Annotated in this window: 17 protein-coding genes; 11 read left to right on the forward strand and 6 right to left on the reverse strand. The window is 65.1% G+C overall.

Translation table 11 applies throughout. The features are described from left to right. Positions 1-20: 20 nt before the first annotated feature. The 5 genes from QOU61_RS07780 to QOU61_RS07800 form a co-directional block, all read right to left on the reverse strand. Positions 21-2,360, reverse strand: coding sequence for a xanthine dehydrogenase family protein molybdopterin-binding subunit (locus QOU61_RS07780; protein WP_289657528.1), 2,340 nt, complete (start codon positions 2,358-2,360; stop codon positions 21-23). Positions 2,361-2,362: 2 nt separating this feature from the next. Then, complete coding sequence (locus tag QOU61_RS07785; protein WP_289657529.1) at positions 2,363-2,815, reverse strand: (2Fe-2S)-binding protein; 453 nt, start codon at positions 2,813-2,815, stop codon at positions 2,363-2,365. A 537-nt stretch (positions 2,816-3,352) separates the two neighbouring features. Next, entirely contained in the window at positions 3,353-3,514 is a 162-nt protein-coding gene (locus tag QOU61_RS07790) for a hypothetical protein (protein WP_289657530.1), read from the reverse strand. A 142-nt stretch (positions 3,515-3,656) separates the two neighbouring features. Continuing rightward, the gene (locus tag QOU61_RS07795) at positions 3,657-4,301 is read right to left on the reverse strand and encodes a glutathione S-transferase family protein (RefSeq protein WP_289657531.1); all 645 of its coding nucleotides are present in this window, start codon (positions 4,299-4,301) and stop codon (positions 3,657-3,659) included. A gap of 74 nt (positions 4,302-4,375) precedes the next feature. Continuing rightward, positions 4,376-4,549 (reverse strand): hypothetical protein, encoded by a 174-nt coding sequence (locus tag QOU61_RS07800; RefSeq protein WP_289657532.1) that lies wholly within the window; start codon positions 4,547-4,549, stop codon positions 4,376-4,378. A gap of 328 nt (positions 4,550-4,877) precedes the next feature. Between QOU61_RS07800 and QOU61_RS07805 the strand changes: the two genes are divergently transcribed. The 9 genes from QOU61_RS07805 (at position 4,878) to QOU61_RS07845 (ending at position 14,412) form a co-directional block, all read left to right on the forward strand. Further along, positions 4,878-6,080 carry a pyridoxal phosphate-dependent aminotransferase gene (locus QOU61_RS07805; protein WP_289657533.1) on the forward strand — a complete coding sequence of 401 codons (1,203 nt, stop codon included), beginning with the start codon at positions 4,878-4,880 and terminating at the stop codon, positions 6,078-6,080. 291 nt (positions 6,081-6,371) lie between these two features. Further along, entirely contained in the window at positions 6,372-6,881 is a 510-nt protein-coding gene (locus QOU61_RS07810; RefSeq protein WP_289657534.1) for a DUF992 domain-containing protein, read from the forward strand. A gap of 139 nt (positions 6,882-7,020) precedes the next feature. Beyond that, positions 7,021-7,506, forward strand: a complete 486-nt coding sequence (locus QOU61_RS07815; protein ID WP_289657535.1) for a DUF992 domain-containing protein — start codon at positions 7,021-7,023, stop codon at positions 7,504-7,506. Between the two features lie 223 nt (positions 7,507-7,729). After that, positions 7,730-9,778, forward strand: coding sequence for an elongation factor G (locus tag QOU61_RS07820; RefSeq protein ID WP_289657536.1), 2,049 nt, complete (start codon positions 7,730-7,732; stop codon positions 9,776-9,778). Between the two features lie 237 nt (positions 9,779-10,015). Then, the gene (locus QOU61_RS07825; RefSeq protein ID WP_289657537.1) at positions 10,016-10,288 is read left to right on the forward strand and encodes a helix-turn-helix domain-containing protein; all 273 of its coding nucleotides are present in this window, start codon (positions 10,016-10,018) and stop codon (positions 10,286-10,288) included. A gap of 47 nt (positions 10,289-10,335) precedes the next feature. Beyond that, positions 10,336-12,081 (forward strand): SulP family inorganic anion transporter, encoded by a 1,746-nt coding sequence (locus QOU61_RS07830; protein WP_289657538.1) that lies wholly within the window; start codon positions 10,336-10,338, stop codon positions 12,079-12,081. Positions 12,082-12,126: 45 nt separating this feature from the next. Next, positions 12,127-12,765, forward strand: a complete 639-nt coding sequence (locus QOU61_RS07835) for a YoaK family protein (RefSeq protein WP_289657539.1) — start codon at positions 12,127-12,129, stop codon at positions 12,763-12,765. Positions 12,766-12,825: 60 nt separating this feature from the next. Beyond that, positions 12,826-13,668 carry a shikimate dehydrogenase gene (locus QOU61_RS07840; RefSeq protein WP_289657540.1) on the forward strand — a complete coding sequence of 281 codons (843 nt, stop codon included), beginning with the start codon at positions 12,826-12,828 and terminating at the stop codon, positions 13,666-13,668. Positions 13,669-13,833: 165 nt separating this feature from the next. Beyond that, positions 13,834-14,412, forward strand: a complete 579-nt coding sequence (locus tag QOU61_RS07845; RefSeq protein ID WP_502876941.1) for a hypothetical protein — start codon at positions 13,834-13,836, stop codon at positions 14,410-14,412. A 105-nt stretch (positions 14,413-14,517) separates the two neighbouring features. Here the strand turns inward: QOU61_RS07845 and QOU61_RS07850 are convergent, their stop codons facing one another. After that, positions 14,518-15,618, reverse strand: coding sequence for a helix-turn-helix transcriptional regulator (locus tag QOU61_RS07850; protein WP_289657542.1), 1,101 nt, complete (start codon positions 15,616-15,618; stop codon positions 14,518-14,520). A 216-nt stretch (positions 15,619-15,834) separates the two neighbouring features. On the opposite strand from QOU61_RS07850, the gene QOU61_RS07855 reads away from it, so the two are divergent. Together QOU61_RS07855 and QOU61_RS07860 are read left to right on the forward strand one after the other, a co-directional pair. Beyond that, positions 15,835-16,614: an outer membrane protein gene (locus QOU61_RS07855; protein WP_289657543.1), complete on the forward strand. Its 780-nt coding sequence runs from the start codon at positions 15,835-15,837 to the stop codon at positions 16,612-16,614. Positions 16,615-16,925: 311 nt separating this feature from the next. Further along, entirely contained in the window at positions 16,926-17,546 is a 621-nt protein-coding gene (locus tag QOU61_RS07860) for a single stranded DNA-binding domain-containing protein (protein WP_289661361.1), read from the forward strand. Positions 17,547-17,574 lie beyond the last annotated feature (28 nt).

Raw genomic sequence — 17,574 nt, forward strand, 5'->3', positions numbered from 1 at the left:
AGCCTTGCTTTTGGCTTACTCTACCCTTGCGCGTCGAGTTGCTTGCCGATCGGCAGCGTGCGGATGCGCTTGCCGGTGGCCGCGAATATGGCGTTGAGCAACGCCGGCGCAAAGGGCGGCACGCCCGGCTCGCCGACGCCGCTCGGCGGCGTATCGGGGCCGGGAGGCACGATGTGGACGTTGGTGACAAGCGGAGCCTCGTCGATCCGGATCACAGGGAAATCATCAAAGTTGCCCTGCTGCACCTTGCCTTCCTTGAAGGTGATCTCGCCATATTTGGCAAGGCTCAGGCCCATGATGGCAGCACCCTCGATCTGAGACCGGATTCGCTCCGGGTTGACATACGTTCCGCAATCGATGGCGGTATCGACCCGAGGCACCGTGATCTTGCCGTTGTCGTCGACTGCCACCTCGACGATGGAGGCGATGTAGCTGACGAAGCTGCGGTGGACGGCGATCCCGAGCCCGTGGCCTTTGGGCACGGACCGTCCCCAGGCGCCCTTGTCAGCGACCAGTTCGACCACGCCGCGCAGCCGTGCCGTATCGATCGGATAGCTGTCGTAGGGCTCGCCATAGTTCCACAAGTCCTTCACGGAGGAGAGATCGACGATCCGTGGCGAGCCGATGAGCTCGAGCAGCATGTCTTTCTGGTCGCGGTTGGTGGCGTGCGCAAGCTCGCCGACCATGCACTGCACGGCAAAGGCGTGCGGGATGTTCGACACCGAGCGGAACCATCCGATGCGGGTATGCGCGGCCGCTTCCGGATTTTCGCACTGGACGTTGGCGATCTCGAACGGCATGTCGACCACACCCATGCCGAGTTCGAACGGCTGCTGGTGCACCGTGTTGGCCGCAAATGTCGAACCGATGCTGGGCGCGACTGTGCGGTGGCGCCAGGCAGTCACCTTGCCGGTCTTGTCGAGGCCGGCCTCAATGCGTTCCGCGGAAACCGTGTGCAGGAAGTCGTGACGAACGTCATCTTCGCGCGTCCATTGCACCTTCACCGGCGCGCCGAGAGCTTTCGAGAGCAGGGCCGCCTCCAGCGCATAGTCGCATTTCGACTTGCGACCGAAGCCACCGCCGAGCAGCGTGACGTTGACCGTGACGTTGTCTTCGGGAATGCCGAGCGTTTTCGCGACGTCTTCCCGCGTTCCTCCCGCGCTTTGCACGGGCGCCCAGATCTCCGCCCTGTCACCCTTGACGTCTGCGACGGCAACGGGCGGCTCCATGCTGACATGGGCCAGATGCGGCACGTAATACTCACCGACGATCACCTTGTCAGCGCCCTTCAGGGCGGCGTCGACGTCTCCTTCCTTGCGCACGATCAAGCCCGGCTTGCGCGCGGCTTCCTCGAGTTGGGCCCGATAAGCAACCGAGTCGTATTTGCCGTTGGCTCCATCGTCCCAGACGACCTTCAGCGCGTCGCGCCCCTTGATCGCGGCACCGGTATTGCGCGCAATCACCGCCACCCCGCCGAGTGGCTGGAACTTGGAAGGCCACGGCCATCCCTTGACCTCCATGATTTTTTCGACACCGGAAACCTTCTGGGCCTCGGCGCCATCGAAGGACACGAGTTTGCCGCCGGTTACCGGCGGCCGGGCGATCACGGCATACTTCATGCCCGGCAGGCGGACGTCGGCGCCGTACATCGCTTTGCCGACGGTGATGTTGCGGAGATCCACGATGCTGATCTCGCCTTTGCCGAGATAGCGGAAATCCCTGGGGTCCTTGAGTTTCAGACTTTCGAGGCTCGGCACCGACTGCTTCGCTGCATCGGCGGCCAGGTCGCCGAAGCCGATGCGGCGTCCGCTCGCATTGTGGACCACCTCGTGATTGACGGCCTTCACCTCGGTGGCCGGCACGCCCCAGCGCTTCGCCGCGGCGGCTTCAAGCATCGCGCGTGCAGAGGCGCCGATCTGCCGCATCGGCATCAAATAGTGCCGCGTGCTGCGTGATCCGTCGGTATCCTGGTTGCCATATTTGACTTCGTCGCCAGGCGCCTGCTGGACGCGGACGCGAGACCAGTCGGCTTCCATTTCTTCGGCGACGATCAACGGCAGGCTGGTCCGGACGCCCGTTCCCATCTCGGCGCGGTGCGCGACGATGGTAACAATTCCATCCGGTGCGATCGCCACGAAGACACGCGGATCGACCACGGTACCGTGCGGCATCTTGTCCGCGCCAGTCTTGTACGCCGCGAAAGCAGGGCGCGACATCACGGGAGCGGCGAGCACGAAGCCGCCGGCGATGCCGAGACCCTTCAGGACGCTGCGACGTGAAACGTTCTCGACCCTGACGGTCTCGACGTTGATATGTCGCTCAAAGCCACGGAGTTTTCCGGGATTGGTCAGGATATTCATGGTCACACCCCCGTCGATGCGAGATGGACGGCGTTTTCGATACGCTGGTAGGCACCGCAGCGGCAGATGTTGCCCGACATCGCTTCACGTATCTGGTCGTGAGACGGTTTTGGATTTTGGCTCAGCAGCGCTGCCGCCTGCATGATCTGACCGGCCTGGCAATAGCCGCATTGCGGAACATTGAGCTCGCGCCAGGCCTTCTGAACCGGATGATCGCCTGTCGGATGGAGGCCTTCGATCGTCGTGACTTCCCGGCCGGCCGCGTCGGAAACCGAGGTGATACACGCGCGTACGGCATCCTTGTCGACAAGGACGGTGCAAGCGCCGCAGAGCGCCTGGCCGCACCCAAACTTGGTGCCGGTCAATCCCGCCTCATCACGGAGAAACCAAAGCAGTGGAAGATCCGGGTCGCCATCCCAGCTCTGTTCCTGGCCATTAATCTTCAATTTGATCATGATCGTTTCTCGCTCTTCGTAAGCTACTGATGTCCGCTTCGGTGCAAGCCGGAACATGCTTCCATTCGCTTGCATCAACCGCTCGACTTCCCGCCCGATTGCGCCAGGAAGTCCGAAGGACCTCATCTGCACGACCTATTTCGGTAGTCTGTTGTTGCGTACGCCTCCCGCATCTATTCAGTTCTTGATTGTTGTGCACGCGGACCTTCGTCGCGAGGGCTGCAATGTTATCAGAATTGACGTGCAGTTGACTTCACGCACAGTTGTTTTTGCATTTTTCGTTTGTCGAAGCGGACGCCGATTGCCGGAACTCTTCAATTGTCCCGACAAGGTTGAGAGGCTGTGGCAGCGGCGAGCAGCGGGAGCGACAACCACGAGCATGGGTCAGGGTTGCGGACACACGGCGATCCGAAAGCAGCCGGGGCCGGGCCAGCAGCTTTGTGCTTGGCCGGACGCCTGTGATTCAAGCTCCGGAACCGGGGCTTCGAAGCGTGCGCTGTGAACTGCCGCCTAGATCGGCGGCTGTGAACTGGCCGCCTAGATCGGCATCGCCATGCCGACCCTGATCGACAGCACGGTCAGGGCAACCATGACGCACAGCGACACCGCGCCCGCCGCAAGCGAGGCCGCAACGGCATCGATGAGCCGCGACGAGGAGGAAACGCTTTTGCCGTGAAAGCCTCCGCTGTGAGGCCGCATGGTCCGATCCTTCGATACACGGGCGAATCACCCACTGCATCCCGGGAATCTCGCAACGGTGGCGGGCAACATTGCGGCATTTTCCACCGCGAATGGGGCGGTTCGGCCGCAAGCGTTAATGCTTGTTAACGATATCCGGCAGCTAGGCGCCGGCTGCGAGGCTCGCGGCCGCTTCCTCGGACTGCCAGTCCATCGGCACATAGCCCTGGGTCTGTTCGACGCGCTTGAGCCAGCTGCGGATCGCCGGGAATGTCGAGAGGTCGAAGTCGCAGCGGTCCGCGAGGTGCGTGTAGCCATAGAGCGCGATGTCGGCGACGGTGAGCTGATCGGCGGCAAAGTAGTCGTGCGTCTTGAGGTGGTTTTCCATCACCTGCAGCGCCGCATAGCCGCGCTCCATCCAGTCCTCCAGCGCATGCGTCTGCAGGGTGCGGCCGCCCTTGACCAGCGCCAGCCAGAAATAGGCGGCGCCGATATTCGGCTCCAGCGCGTGCTGCTCGAAGAACATCCATTGCAGCGCCTCGGCGCGCTCGATGCGCGATTCCGGCGCCAATGGCGTGCCGCCGCAGACGTACCACAGGATCGCGTTGGACTCCGCGAGATAGCGGCCTTCGCCGACTTCCAGGAGCGGCACCTGGCCGCTCGGATTCTTGGCGAGAAATTCCGGCGTGCGGCTTTCGCCGCGCAGGATGTCGACCTCGATCGCGCGATAGGGCGCGTCCAGGAACGCCAGCGCAAGGCGGACCTTGTAGCTGTTGCCGGAGCGCTGCATCGAGTAGAGCTTGTACATGGGTGCGGGATTTCGTCCGATCTGCAAGGCGCTCGCGCACGACGACGGAATCGATGGTTCACATCGCAACGCGGCTAGACAATGATCTCGATGGCGGGGGGCTGCAAGGTGCGCGATATGGAAAAAGTCGAAAAAGCCTGCCGCAGCGCAACCATGCGGAAGATCTTTCCACACGCGCAAACACATCGAATCACGCTTGCGCGATGCGATCGCTCCGCCTGAAATGCGCCGCGATGGCTGCGCGGCATGATGATGCTCCCGGCATGTCGAACGGGCTCGGCGCGGGCTCGCCACGCGGCGCAACGTGTCGTTGCGGGCCGCCACGTTCCAGCCAAGGCCCGCACGATCCCCGAAGGCCTGAGCAGCGTCGGTGCCGCTTGCCAGATATGACCCATCGGCCTCTGGAACTTTATGAAAGTTGCGCGGGATCGGCGGTGTCCGGGTGGGTCACCCCTAAAGTTTGCATGACTGGGCCGAAGCTTCTTGCGGTGCAGTGGAACGCGCTTTAGGGTGGCGATATTCCCATCACCACGAGTCGTGAAACTACCGATTCACGACGTCTGCCAGGAGAAGATGATGCCCTTCCTGTCCGCTGCGCTTGCCCGTGTGAAGCCGTCCGCAACCATTGCGGTCACGGATAAAGCACGCGCGCTGAAAGCGGCGGGGCGCAACGTCATCGGGCTTGGCGCCGGCGAGCCAGATTTCGACACGCCGGCCAACATCAAGCTGGCGGCGATCCACGCGGTCGAGGCCGGCAAGACCAAGTACACCGCGGTCGACGGCATTCCCGAGCTGAAGGAGGCGGTGATCGCCAAGTTTCAGCGCGAGAACGGCCTCGCCTACAAGCCGGGCCAGGTCATCATCGGCACCGGCGGCAAGCAGGTGCTGTACAACGCGCTGATGGCGACCATCAATCCGGGCGACGAGGTGATCATCCCGGCGCCCTACTGGGTCAGCTATCCGGAAATGGTCGCGCTTGCCGGCGGCGAGTCCGTGCCGGTGGTCTGCACCGCCAAGCACGGCTTCAAGCTGCAGCCCGCGGATCTCGAGAAGGCGATCACGCCGAAGACCAAGTGGATCATCCTCAACTCGCCGTCGAACCCGACGGGCGCCGCCTATACGCGGGCCGAGATGAAGGCGATCACCGACGTGCTGGTGAAGCACCCGCATGTCTGGGTGATGACCGACGACATGTACGAGCATCTCGTCTACGACGATTTCGTCTTCACGACGCCGGCGCAGATCGAGCCGAAACTCTACGACCGCACGCTGACGGTGAACGGCGTGTCGAAGGCCTATTGCATGACCGGCTGGCGCATCGGCTATGCCGGCGGCCCGACCGAGCTGATCAAGGCGATGGCGACGATCCAGTCGCAGTCGACGTCAAATCCCTGTTCGATCGCGCAATGGGCGGCGGTCGAGGCGCTGAGCGGTCCGCAGGACTTCATCCCTGCGAACAACAAGGTGTTCAAGGAGCGCCGCGATCTCGTGGTGTCGATGCTCAACCAGGCGAACGGCATCGATTGCCCGCGGCCGGAAGGCGCGTTCTACGTCTATCCGTCCTGCGCCGGCACCATCGGCAAGAAAGCGCCGTCCGGCAAGGCGATCGGCAATGACGAGGATTTCGTCACCGAGCTGCTCGATGCCGAAGGCGTCGCCGTCGTGCAGGGATCGGCGTTCGGTCTCGGCCCGGCCTTCCGCATCTCCTATGCCACCAAGACCTCGGATCTCGAGGACGCCTGCAAGCGCATCCAGCGCTTCTGCGGCAATTTGCGCTAGTGTTTCGGTTCTGACATTCGCAATCATTCCGTGGCGGATTTTTTGCGAATGTTGGGGCCAAGGGAGCACCGGTTGCGTCACCCTGCTGCGGGTTTTTGGATTTGACGTTCGCTGCGAGGAGCCGCCGCGCAACCGGGGCGAATGTCCAATCCGCCGCAGCTGTCAAATCACATCAGGCTTCTGGCGCGTTGATGTTTTGACGGCAAATTTTTGGAAGCGCCTTGTTTTGGACACGGCACTTCCTTCTTGTCCCTCCGCTTTCGTTCAATTCGTCTCGCGGAGATCAGACAAATGCGACTTTCGACCTTCCTTCTCGCTGCCGCTACCCTGTTCGGCGCATGTGCAAGCGCCAGTGCGCAGCAGCCGGCGATCCGGGCCGGCATCCTTCAATGTGAGGGCGGCCAGAATGTCGGCTTTGTCCTCGGGTCGATCGCGACGCTGGAATGCGTGTTCCAGAGCCCGGGCCGGCGGCCCGAAGGCTATCTCGCGACCATCCGTCGCTTCGGCGTCGACCTGGGCGTGACCGAACAGACCCAGTTCACCTGGACCGTGACCGCGCCGACCACGCGGCTTGGTTATGCTGCGCTTGCCGGCGCCTATGGCGGCGTCGGCGCCAACGCCTCGATCGGAATCGGCGGCGGCGGCAACTTCCTGGTCGGCGGTCCCGGCAATTCCTATGCGCTGCAGCCGATCAGCGTGCAGGGCCAGACCGGCTTGAACCTCGCGGCCGGCGTCGCCGGCCTCGAGCTGCAGCCCGCCAGCTTTGGCCGTCGCGGCCGCGCGCATCATCGTCGCGGCTGACGCAAATCACGCGTGACAATCGATCCGGAGGCCCGCGCAAGCGGGCCTCTTTTCTTTGCCACGGCGCGGGATGTTGTGGCATAGAGGGAACCGTCTTTCTCTGCTCGCATCACATTATTTTAGCCGGAGATTTCCTGACATGCGCCGTTCATTCGCCCTTGGTGGGACCGCCACCGCACTGCTGCTTGCGTCGATCGTCGGCGCGCTATCGCAGCAGCCGATGCAGCGGGTCCAGGTCGGCGTGCTCGAATGCCGCGGCGGCGCGAGCATCGGCTTCATCGTGGGATCGGTGACCAATCTCGGCTGCGTGTTGCGCGTCGACGGCGTGCCTGATGACCGCTACATCGCGACCATCCGCAAGGTGGGCCTCGATCTCGGCATCACCCAGGAGACGGCGCTCGCCTGGGGCGTGTGGGCGCCGGTTGCGCGGCTCGGGCCGGGCGATCTCTCCGGCGACTATGCGGGCGCGCAGGGCAGCGCGACCCTCGGCGTCGGCGTCGGCGGCAACGTGCTGGTCGGCGGCTCCAACAATTCGATCGCGCTGCAGCCGCTCAGCCTGCAGGGCCAGGTCGGCCTCAACGTCGCCGCCGGCCTCGAAAGCCTGGAGCTGCGGCCGGGACGGTAAGCTTCAAGAGGCCCGCCCGCATCTAGTGTGGTGGTTCGAAAGTTCTCTTCATTTGTGCCGCGAGTTCGTCAAGAGAACTTCCGAACCGAAACCACACTAGAATCACTAGCAAAAGGGCCGAGACGCTGCCCTTGTTTTTCCTGCTTGCCAAATCCCGAGGACAGGAGGAGCATTCTGTCGCCGACCCAATCACGGGCCGAGCTCCAGATGAAGGAGGCGGCGAATGGGACAAGACGTCAGAAGTCCCCGTGGTCCCCGGTGCATCGCGCTGGTGGGCCCATTCCAAAGCGGTAAAACCACACTTCTTGAAGCGATATTGGCCCGCACCGGCGCGATCCCGCGGGCCGGCAGCGTCGATGCCGGAACTTCCGTCGGCGACGCCAGCCCCGAGGCCCGCCATCACAAGATGAGCGTCGGCCTGTCCGCCGCATCAACCAGTTTCATGGGCGACAGCTACACTTTTATTGATTGTCCGGGCTCGGTCGAATTCGCGCATGACATGCGCGCGGCGCTGCCCGCCGTCGATGCCGCGATCGTGGTCTGCGAGGCCGACGAGAAGAAGTTGCCGCAGCTGCAGATCATCCTGCGCGAGCTGGAAGAGCTGCGCATTCCGCGTTTCCTGTTTCTCAACAAGATCGACAAGGCCAACAAGCGCATCCGCGAGACGCTCGCGACGCTGCAGCCGGCCTCCCGCGTGCCGCTGGTGCTGCGACAGATTCCGATCTGGAAAGGCGAATTGATCGAGGGGTTTGTCGATCTCGCGCTGGAGCGCGCCTTCGTCTACCGCGAGCACAAGGCTTCCGAGGTCATCGCGCTCGAAGGCGGCGATCTCGATCGCGAGAAGGAAGCGCGCTTCTCGATGCTCGAAAAACTCGCCGACCATGACGACGCGCTGATGGAGCAGCTGCTGGAGGACATCGAGCCGCCGCGCGACGCCGTGTTCGACGATCTCGCGCGCGAGCTGCGCGAGGGGCAGATCTGCCCGGTGCTGCTCGGCGCTGCGCTGCGCGAGAACGGCGTGCTGCGGCTGATGAAGGCGCTGCGCCATGAGGCGCCCGGCGTGGCCGAGACCGCCAAGCGCCTCGGCGTGCCCCAGACCAAGGACGCGCTCGCCTATATCTTCAAGACCATGCACCTGCAGCACGGCGGCAAGCTGTCGCTGGCGCGCGTGCTCACCGGCCATCTCGACGACGGCGCGACGCTGCAGAGCTCGTCCGGCGGCGCGGGCCGCATCTCCGGCATCTACGCCACCAGCGGCGCCTATGACAGCAAGCGCCCCTCGGCGGAAGCCGGCGAAACGGTGGCGCTCGGCAAGCTCGACGCGGTCAGGACCGGCGACACGGTATCGAGCGGCAAGGTTGCGCCGCAGGCGCTGGTCAAGGTCGAGCCGATCGCGCCGGTGCTCGCGATGTCGGTCGCGGCCGCCGATCGGAAGGACGACGTCAAGCTCGGCCAGGCGCTGCTGCGCCTCAACGAGGAAGATCCGTCGCTGACCATGGTGCAGAACCAGCGCACCCACGACATCGTGCTGTGGGGGCAGGGCGAGATGCATCTGCGCGTGGCGCAGGAGCGGCTGCGCGACCGCTTCGCCGTCAACGTCAAGTCGCACCCGCCGGCGATCGGCTATCAGGAGACCATCCGCAAAGCCATCACCCAGCGCGGCCGGCACAAGAAGCAGTCGGGCGGTCACGGCCAGTTCGGCGACGTGGTGCTGGAGATCCGGCCGGTGCCGCGCGGCGAGGGCTTCACGTTCGCGGAGAAAGTGGTCGGCGGCGCGGTGCCGCGCAATTACATCGGCGCGGTGGAAGAGGGCGTCGTCGACGGGCTGGCGCGCGGGCCGCTCGGCTTCCCCGTCATCGACGTGCAGGTGACGCTGACCGACGGCTCCTATCACAGCGTCGATTCCTCCGATCTCGCCTTCCGCACCGCGGCGCGGATCGGCGTCAGCGAGGGCCTGCCGCAGTGCCAGCCGGTGCTGCTCGAGCCGATCCATGTGGTCGAGATCGTCTGCCCGAATGACGCGACCGCCAAGATCAACGCGATCCTGTCGGCGCGGCGCGGCCAGATCCTCGGCTTCGACACCCGCGACGGCTGGAGCGGATGGGACTGCGTCCGCGCCATGATGCCGGAGGCCGAGATCGGCGAGCTGATTGTTGAGCTGCGCTCGGCGACCGCCGGCGCCGGCAGCTTCACCCGGCAGTTCGACCATATGGCCGAGGTCACCGGGCGCGCCGCCGACCAGATCATCGCCGCCCATCGCGACGCGGCGTGAGCATCGCGCAACCTGCGATCCCCCGAACCGGGATCGCGGGCCGCGCGCCCACCTCAAAACGACCGCGCGCCGGCCTGCGCCTCGCGCGGGTTTTCCCGGACATCCCGAAGCGCGTGCCCCCTGCACGGAAGGCGGGCGGCACCGTAATGCGCCCTTGCGCTTTGCTGGAAATGATGTATTTTACATCATTGTCTTTATCTCAGATATCACTTATCTTGCTTCTTGCGTGAGGCCATCGTGATCACGTCCTTCCAGATGCGTGCGGCGCGGGCGCTGCTCGGGATCGATCAAAAGACCCTGGCTGAGCTTGCTGGCGTTTCGTTGCCGACCATCCAGCGGATGGAAGCCTCCACGGGCAATGTCCGCGGCGTGGTGGCGTCGCTGACCAAGGTGGTCGACGCGCTCAATCGCGCGGGCGTGGAGCTGATCGGCGAACACGCGCGCAGCGACAACGGCGGACGCGGCGTTCGCCTCCGGGAGCCGGGGCCGCCGCGAGCCGTCGCGCTTTAGCGGCATCGGGGCCATCGCCGCACGATGCAACGGGAGCATGGTGAGGCATGAGCATCGCGAGCGAACGCAGGGCGGGGGCCGTTCGGCCGCATCAGCACCAGCCGAGCTTCGCCGAGCTTTATGCGCCGAAACTGCTCACTGTGCTGCGCGAGGGCTATCGCCTCGCTGATTTCCGCGCCGATGTGATTTCGGGCCTGACGGTGGCGATCGTGGCGCTGCCGCTGTCGATGGCGATCGCGATCGCTTCGGGCGTTCCGCCGGCGCGCGGGCTCTACACCGCCGTGGTCGGCGGCTTCATCGTGTCGCTGCTGGGCGGCAGCCGCTTTCAGATCGGCGGGCCGGCCGGCGCCTTCATCGTGCTGGTCGCGGCGACCGCCGACCGCCACGGCGTCGACGGCGTCATCCTGGCGACGATGATGGCGGGCGCGTTCCTGATCGCGGGGGGACTGCTTCGCCTCGGCACCTACATCAAGTTCATTCCCTATCCGGTGACGGTCGGCTTCACCGCCGGCATCGCGGTGATCATCTTCGCAAGCCAGCTCAAGGATCTGTTCGGCATCACGCTTCCCGCCAAGGAGCCGGGCGAATTGATACCGAAGCTCGCAGCCCTTGCCGGCGGGCTGCATACTGCGAATTTCTCCGCGATCCTGCTCGCCGCCGCCAGCATCCTGATCATCGCGGTGCTCAGGAAGCTGCGGCCGACCTGGCCCGGCATCCTGATCGCAGTCGCTGTCGCAGCTATCTGCACCTATGCGTTGGCGTTGCCGGTCGAGACCATCGGCACCCGCTTCGGCGGCATCCCGCGCGAGCTGCCGGCGCCGGCGCTGCCGGCCTTCTCGCTGGAGAAGGTGAGGGCGGTGCTGCCCGACGCCATCGCGTTCGCGCTGCTCGGCGCCATCGAGTCGCTGCTCTCGGCCGTCGTCGCCGACGGCATGACCGGGCGCCGTCACCGCTCCAATTGCGAGCTGGTGGCGCAGGGCTTCGCCAATATCGGCTCGGCGCTGTTCGGCGGCATCTGCGTCACCGGCACGATCGCGCGCACCGCGACCAATGTCCGCGCCGGCGCACGCGGTCCGGTCTCGGGGATGCTGCACTCGGCCTTCCTGCTCGCCTTCATGCTGATCGCCGCTCCGCTCGCGAGCTACATCCCGCTTGCGGCACTCGCTTCCGTGCTGGTCGTGGTGGCCTGGAACATGGCCGAGAAGCAGGAATTCGCGACCCTGGTCCGCTCCTCCTGGGCGGACGCCACCGTGCTGCTCGCGACCTTCCTGCTCACCATCTTCCGCGACCTCACCGAAGGCATCCTGGTCGGCTTCGCGCTCGGCGCGGTGATCTTCATCAACCGCATGGCGCAGATGACCGGCATCGAGGGCGGAACGCCGCTGGTCGCCGCCGACCGCGCCGACCATGGCGACGGCGACCGCGTGCCCTATGATTCCAGGCTCGCCGTCGATCGCGACGTGCTGGTCTACCGCATCACCGGCGCATTCTTCTTCGGCGCGGCGCAGGCGGTCGGCAGCGTGCTCGACGGCATTGCCGACAAACAGAAGGGGTTCGTGGTCGACTTCGCCGCGGTCCCGTTCCTGGATTCCACCGCGGCGAATGCAATGGGCCGTGTCGCGGCCAAGGCGCACCGGCAGGGCATCAGGCTGTTCATCACCGGCGCTTCGCCCACGGTGCGACGGGCGCTGTTGACCCATGGCGTGAGCCCGCCGCGGGCGCGCTTCCGCGAGACCATCGAGCGCGCGGTGGCCGATATCAAGGGGAAGCTGAGGCCTTCTCAGGCCGGCTGATTTCGTGAACATTGTGCCGTGCCGAGAAGGATGGCGGCGCGGACAATGCTCGATACCCATCGCAACATCACGCTGGCCTGCGCGCTCAGCGCGCTCGCCGGTTATGTCGACAGCATCGGCTATCTGCATCTCGGCGGCCTGTTCGTCTCCTTCATGAGCGGCAACTCGACCCGGCTCGGCGTCAGCCTCGCCGCGGCACATTGGTGGGACGCGTCGGCGGCGCTCGGCCTGATCGTGCTGTTTGTGGTCGGCGCCGGCTTTGGCAGCCTGATCGTGCGCGGGCGCAGCCGCTATTGCCAGTGCTGGCTCCTGCTGGTCGAGGCGCTGCTGCTCGCGGGCGCAGGGCTCGGCCATGCGCTCGGCGCGCACGACGATCTTGCGGTTGCTGCGATCGTGCTGGCGATGGGCCTGGAAAACGCGGTGTTCCAGATCGAGGGCGGCTCCGGCCTCGGGCTCACCTATGTCACGGGCGCGCTGGTCAAGGTCGGCCAGCTGGCGGCCAGTGCGATCACCGGCGGCCCGCGGTTCGCATGGCTGCCGAACCTGATGCTGTGGGCGGCGCTGGTTGCCGGCGGCGTCGGCGGCGCGCTCGCCTATCGCGCGATCAACCTCGCCGCAATCTGGTTTGCCGCCGCCGTGGCGCTGCTGCTCGCCGTGTTCGCGGCGGTGACCGCGAAGCGCTAGCATTTTCGGAAAATTCGCGTCGGCATTGACAGCGTCCGCCGCTTGTCCGATGTCACAGGCATGACCCGCCACGTCAAAGGCCCCGCCGCCTGCCTGCTCGGATGGCCGGCCGCGCATTCGCGATCGCCGCTGATCCATCACTACTGGCTCCGCACGCTCGGGATTGAGGGCGGCTACAGCATCGAGGCGGTTCCGCCGGAAGGCTTTGCCGAATTCGTGCAGCACCTTGCGACGCACGGCTTCGTCGGCGCCAACGTCACCATCCCGCACAAGGAGCGGGTGCTGGCGCTGTCGAAGCCGGATGCGCGCGCCCGCGCCGTGGGCGCCGCCAACACGCTGTGGTACCAGGCCGGCGAATTGTGCTCGACCAACACCGACATCGAAGGCTTCATCAACAATCTCGACGCCTGCGCGCCCGGCTGGGACAAGGTGGAGGAAGCGCTGGTGCTCGGCGCCGGCGGCTCCTCGCGCGCCGTCGTGTTCGGCCTGATCGAGCGCGGCGTCAGATGCGTGCATCTCGCCAACCGCACGCTGGAGCGGGCGCAGGCGCTGGCCGGCCAGTTCGGCAGCGCCGTGCAGCCGCTGGCCTGGAATGCCGTGAACGCGGCGTTGCCGCGAGCCGGGCTGCTGGTCAACACCACCTCGCTCGGCATGCAGGGCCAGCCGCCGCTCGAGCTCGATGTCGGGCTGCTCCCGGCGGACGCCGTGGTCGCCGATCTCGTCTATGTGCCGCTTCGCACGCCACTCCTGGCGGCGGCAGGGGAGCGCGGACTGAAGGTTGCCGACGGTCTCGGCATGCTGCTGCACCAGGCGGTGCGCGGCTTCGAATTGTGGTTCGGCCGGCGTCCGCAGGTGACGGCGGAACTGCGCGCGCTCGTCGAGGCCGATCTCGCGCATAGCTGATCGATCGCGTAGCGGCGGCGGTCGCCTGATCACGCCTCTTTGAGCGCGGAATACGGTACGGCGAGCGGGGTCCTGTCGTTAGATCGGATCAGTTCCCCGTCCTGCCGGAGAGCCCTTATGCCCGCCCGCCGCCCCTCGCTTTTCCGTCCGCTTGCCGCCGTCGCCATGGTCGCCGCGTCATCGCTTTATGCGCTGGCCCAGCAGCCGCCGTCGCCCTCGCGGGTGCGTGGCACGATCGAGGCCGTCGACGGCGACCTCGTCGCGGTGAAGTCGCGTAGCGGCGAGGACGTCAAGCTGCACATGACCGCCGACCTGCGCGTGGTCGGGATCACCAGGATTTCGCTCGCCGACGTCAAGGTCGGCTCCTTCATCGGCGCCACCACGGTGCCGGGCGCCGACGGCATGCCGAAGGCGCTCGAGGTGCATGTGTTCCCCGAGGACATGCGCGGCACCGGCGAGGGATCGCGGCCCTACGATCTGCGTCCCAACTCGACCATGACCAACGCCACGGTGGCAGAGAGCGTCGTCGGCAATGACGGGCACACCCTGCTGGTCAAGTACAAGGACGGCGAGAAGAAGGTGCTGGTCTCGCCCGACACGCCGGTCGTGACCTATGTGCCGGCCGACAAGTCCGACCTCAAGGCCGGCGCCAAGGTGATCGCCTTCGTCAAGCCGCTCTCCGACGGCTCGTTCGAGACCAACCGCATCAGCGTCGGCCGCGACGGCCTGACCCCGCCGATGTGAGGCCGTGTTGTCCGGGAGAGGTGAGCTCGACCTCTGATGTAGCGACTCCATTCAAGGGCCAGCAAGCTTTAGCCGTCATGCTTCGGAAGCCTCTGGACCGCCACGCTAGATGGGGTTCTGCTCGGAGAGGAGAGCCGCCAGCGTAGCGACCAATTCCGACTGTCTTCGGACCCCCGTCTTGGCGAAGATCGACTTGAGGTGCTTGCGCATGGTTTCGGGCGAAACCCCGAGCTTCAGCGCCTCCGTGTGCAAGTCGCTTCCCGAGCCCAGGGCAACGGCAAGCCGCGCCTCCGCCTGCGTGAGATCAAAACCGGCCTGAAGCGTTCTTGCTGTCGGAAGCGATCGCTGCTCCGGATCCACGATCACCACCAGCGCGTGAAAGGACGACAGCGCCGATTCACAAAGTCCGGGACAGCGGATCGCATAGACCAGAAGCGGCAACCTGTCTTGCCTCGGGAAGATAATTGACGGCGCCGACGACGCGTCCTCTGCCCAGAGCAGGCTTTTGATCGCGGCGTTCAGTTCAGCGCTCGCCGTCTGGCTCCGCGAAAACAGGCGCTTGTGGCTGATGAAGACGTCTTCGCCGAACAGCTGCTCCGCGGCCTGATTGACTCGCACGACGTCACCCCGGCGGTTCAGCAGCAGAGCAGCCTTCTGGGTGACGTCGAATGCAGCAAGCGCGCCCTCGCCGCGCGTGAAGGCGAGAGCGCTGGCGGTCGCGGCGATGCTGTCCAGGTTTTGCGCCAGCCGCGCGAGCGATCGCAGTTCAGACGGACTGAACAGGTCCTGCGCTGCCGATCGCTGGATCGAAAGCGCCCATACGTTGTCGCCTTTTCCGACTCGAACGCCTGCGAAGCCATGCAGTCCACAGCGCGCGAGAAAATCCTGATAATACCCGCTCTTTCGTATCTCGTCCGGTGAGACAAAGTCGAGGTCGGTTACCGCGCCCCTTTCGATCATCAAGGACACTCCGCGCAGGCGTTCGTCCCTGTCGATCCAGCCGTTGCGGACATAAAAGTCGAAGGTTGGGAGGATCGATTCGCATGCCGGGACGTAAGGCAGCGCCCCTCTGTTGGGAAACATCAGCGCGCCAAGCGAACCGGTCTCGACGCTGACCATTTCCATGACGGAATTCCAGCGACTGGAATCGATCGCCGCGGCGGCGAAGGCCTCGGTAATTTTCGCAATGTCGAAATCGGACGTCATAGGAGTCTGATCGACAGCAAAATCAGCAGCAGCATCAGGGGCAATGTTGCCGGATGTCGCGCGACATTCTGACCGGGGAAGATGTGCCGTTTCGGCAACAGACGGTCGTCACGATTGGCATATGCCCCGTTTGGGGCAGGCCCGTCGCCCTGCTTCCCGGTCAAGTATCGCCCTGGGGGCGATCTTCAAAGTCGCCGATTCGATTGGGGAATTGAAATGAAGTTTCTAACGAGCACGGCGATCATTCTTGCGGCGTTGGGCGCCGTGTCAGCGCATGCGGCAGACCTCGGGGCACGGCCCTACACCAAGGCTCCCGCTTATGTGGCGCCGAGTTACAATTGGGGCGGCTTCTATGTCGGAGCCCATGTCGGCTATGGGTGGGCTGATACCAACGCAGATCAATACAACCTTGCCGGCGTATTCCAGGGCGGCGGGACAGGAAATGCGGACGGCGTGCTGGGCGGCGGCCAGATCGGCTACAATTGGGTGTTTGCACCGAACTGGCTCTTGGGCGTCGAGGCGGACATTTCCGGCGCGGACATCCGCGGCAGCTCGTCGGGGACGATCCCCGGGCAAGGATCCTCGACGGTCAGCTCGAAAATCGACTATCTCGGCACGGCACGCGGACGAATCGGCTATTTCTCAAACAACGTCCTGCTCTACGCGACGGGTGGCGCCGCCTGGGCCGGCACAAAAGCGACCCGTGAAATCACCGCGGTTGCCAATCCGGCAGCAGCCGCTCTCGTTGGACAAGCCCCAAGTTCAAGCAGCAATCCTGTCGGCTGGACCGCCGGCGGCGGCCTGGAGTGGGGTTTTGCGTCGAACTGGTCGGCAAAGGTCGAGTACCTCTACACCGAATTCGACACGTCATCGACGTTCACCTATGTCTTCCCGACCAACGTGGCGGATCGCCGCTTCGAGAGCAACACGCATCTTCACACGGTGAAATTCGGCGTGAACTATCACTTTGGCGGCCCCGTCGTCGCCAAGTATTGACGCACTCCCCTTCAGCTCGGCCCGGCCCACGCTGGGATCGCTGGCTGTCGGTGATCAATGCTCCTCGCCTGTGTCGCATCCAACGATGCGACACAGGCGAAGCCGTGCTTCGGAAGGAGCGGCCGCCGACCGCGGCCTGTACCTCTCCCCGTCGTCGGGGAGAGGGGTCTAGTCCCTCGATATCCTGCCCCTGCGAGAGTGGTTCGCCTCTCACTTAAGCGAGAGCGGCGTCTCGCATCGGAATAGTGCTCACCCCGTGGTGTTTTGCGATCGGTTGGTCGCTCAAACGGGAGGACAGGGTCATGTCGGGAATGAATTGGTGGGCGCCGCGCGCAGCCGCGGCGTCGCTGGTGGCGCTTTGCCTCCTGGGATCGGCGGCTTCGGCCCAGCAGCCGCCGACGGTGCGCATCCGCGGCACCATCGAGGCCGTCAACGGCAACACGCTCAGCATCAAGTCGCGTGACGGCAGCGACGTGAAGGTCAACGTCACGGACAATGTCGCCGTCACCGGCATCGCCAAGACGCAGCTCTCCGAGATCAAGGAAGGCAGCTATATCGGCGTCTCCGCGATGCCCGAGCCCGACGGCACCCAGAAGGCGCTCGCGGTCCACATCTTCCCCGAGAGCCAGCGCGGCGCGGCGGAAGGATTCCGGCCCTGGGATCTTCGTCCCAACTCGACCATGACCAACGCCACCGTCGCCCAGACGGTGGCCGGCGTCGACGGCCAGACCATCCTCGTCAAGTACAAGGACGGCGAGAAGAAGGTGGTGGTGCCGCCGAGCACGCCGATCGTCGCGTTCGTGCCCGGAGACAAGTCGGAGATCAAGCCGGGCGCCAAGGTCATCATCTTCGCCGCGACGAAGAAGGAAGACGGCACGCTCGAGACCAACCGCGTCGGGGTCGGTCGCGACGGCATCGCGCCACCGATGTGACTTTTCGGTCTACGCTTGTGTAGACAGA

Origin of the sequence: Bradyrhizobium sp. NP1 (assembly GCF_030378205.1) — a bacterium.
In the GTDB taxonomy this organism is placed as follows: Bacteria; Pseudomonadota; Alphaproteobacteria; order Rhizobiales; family Xanthobacteraceae; genus Bradyrhizobium.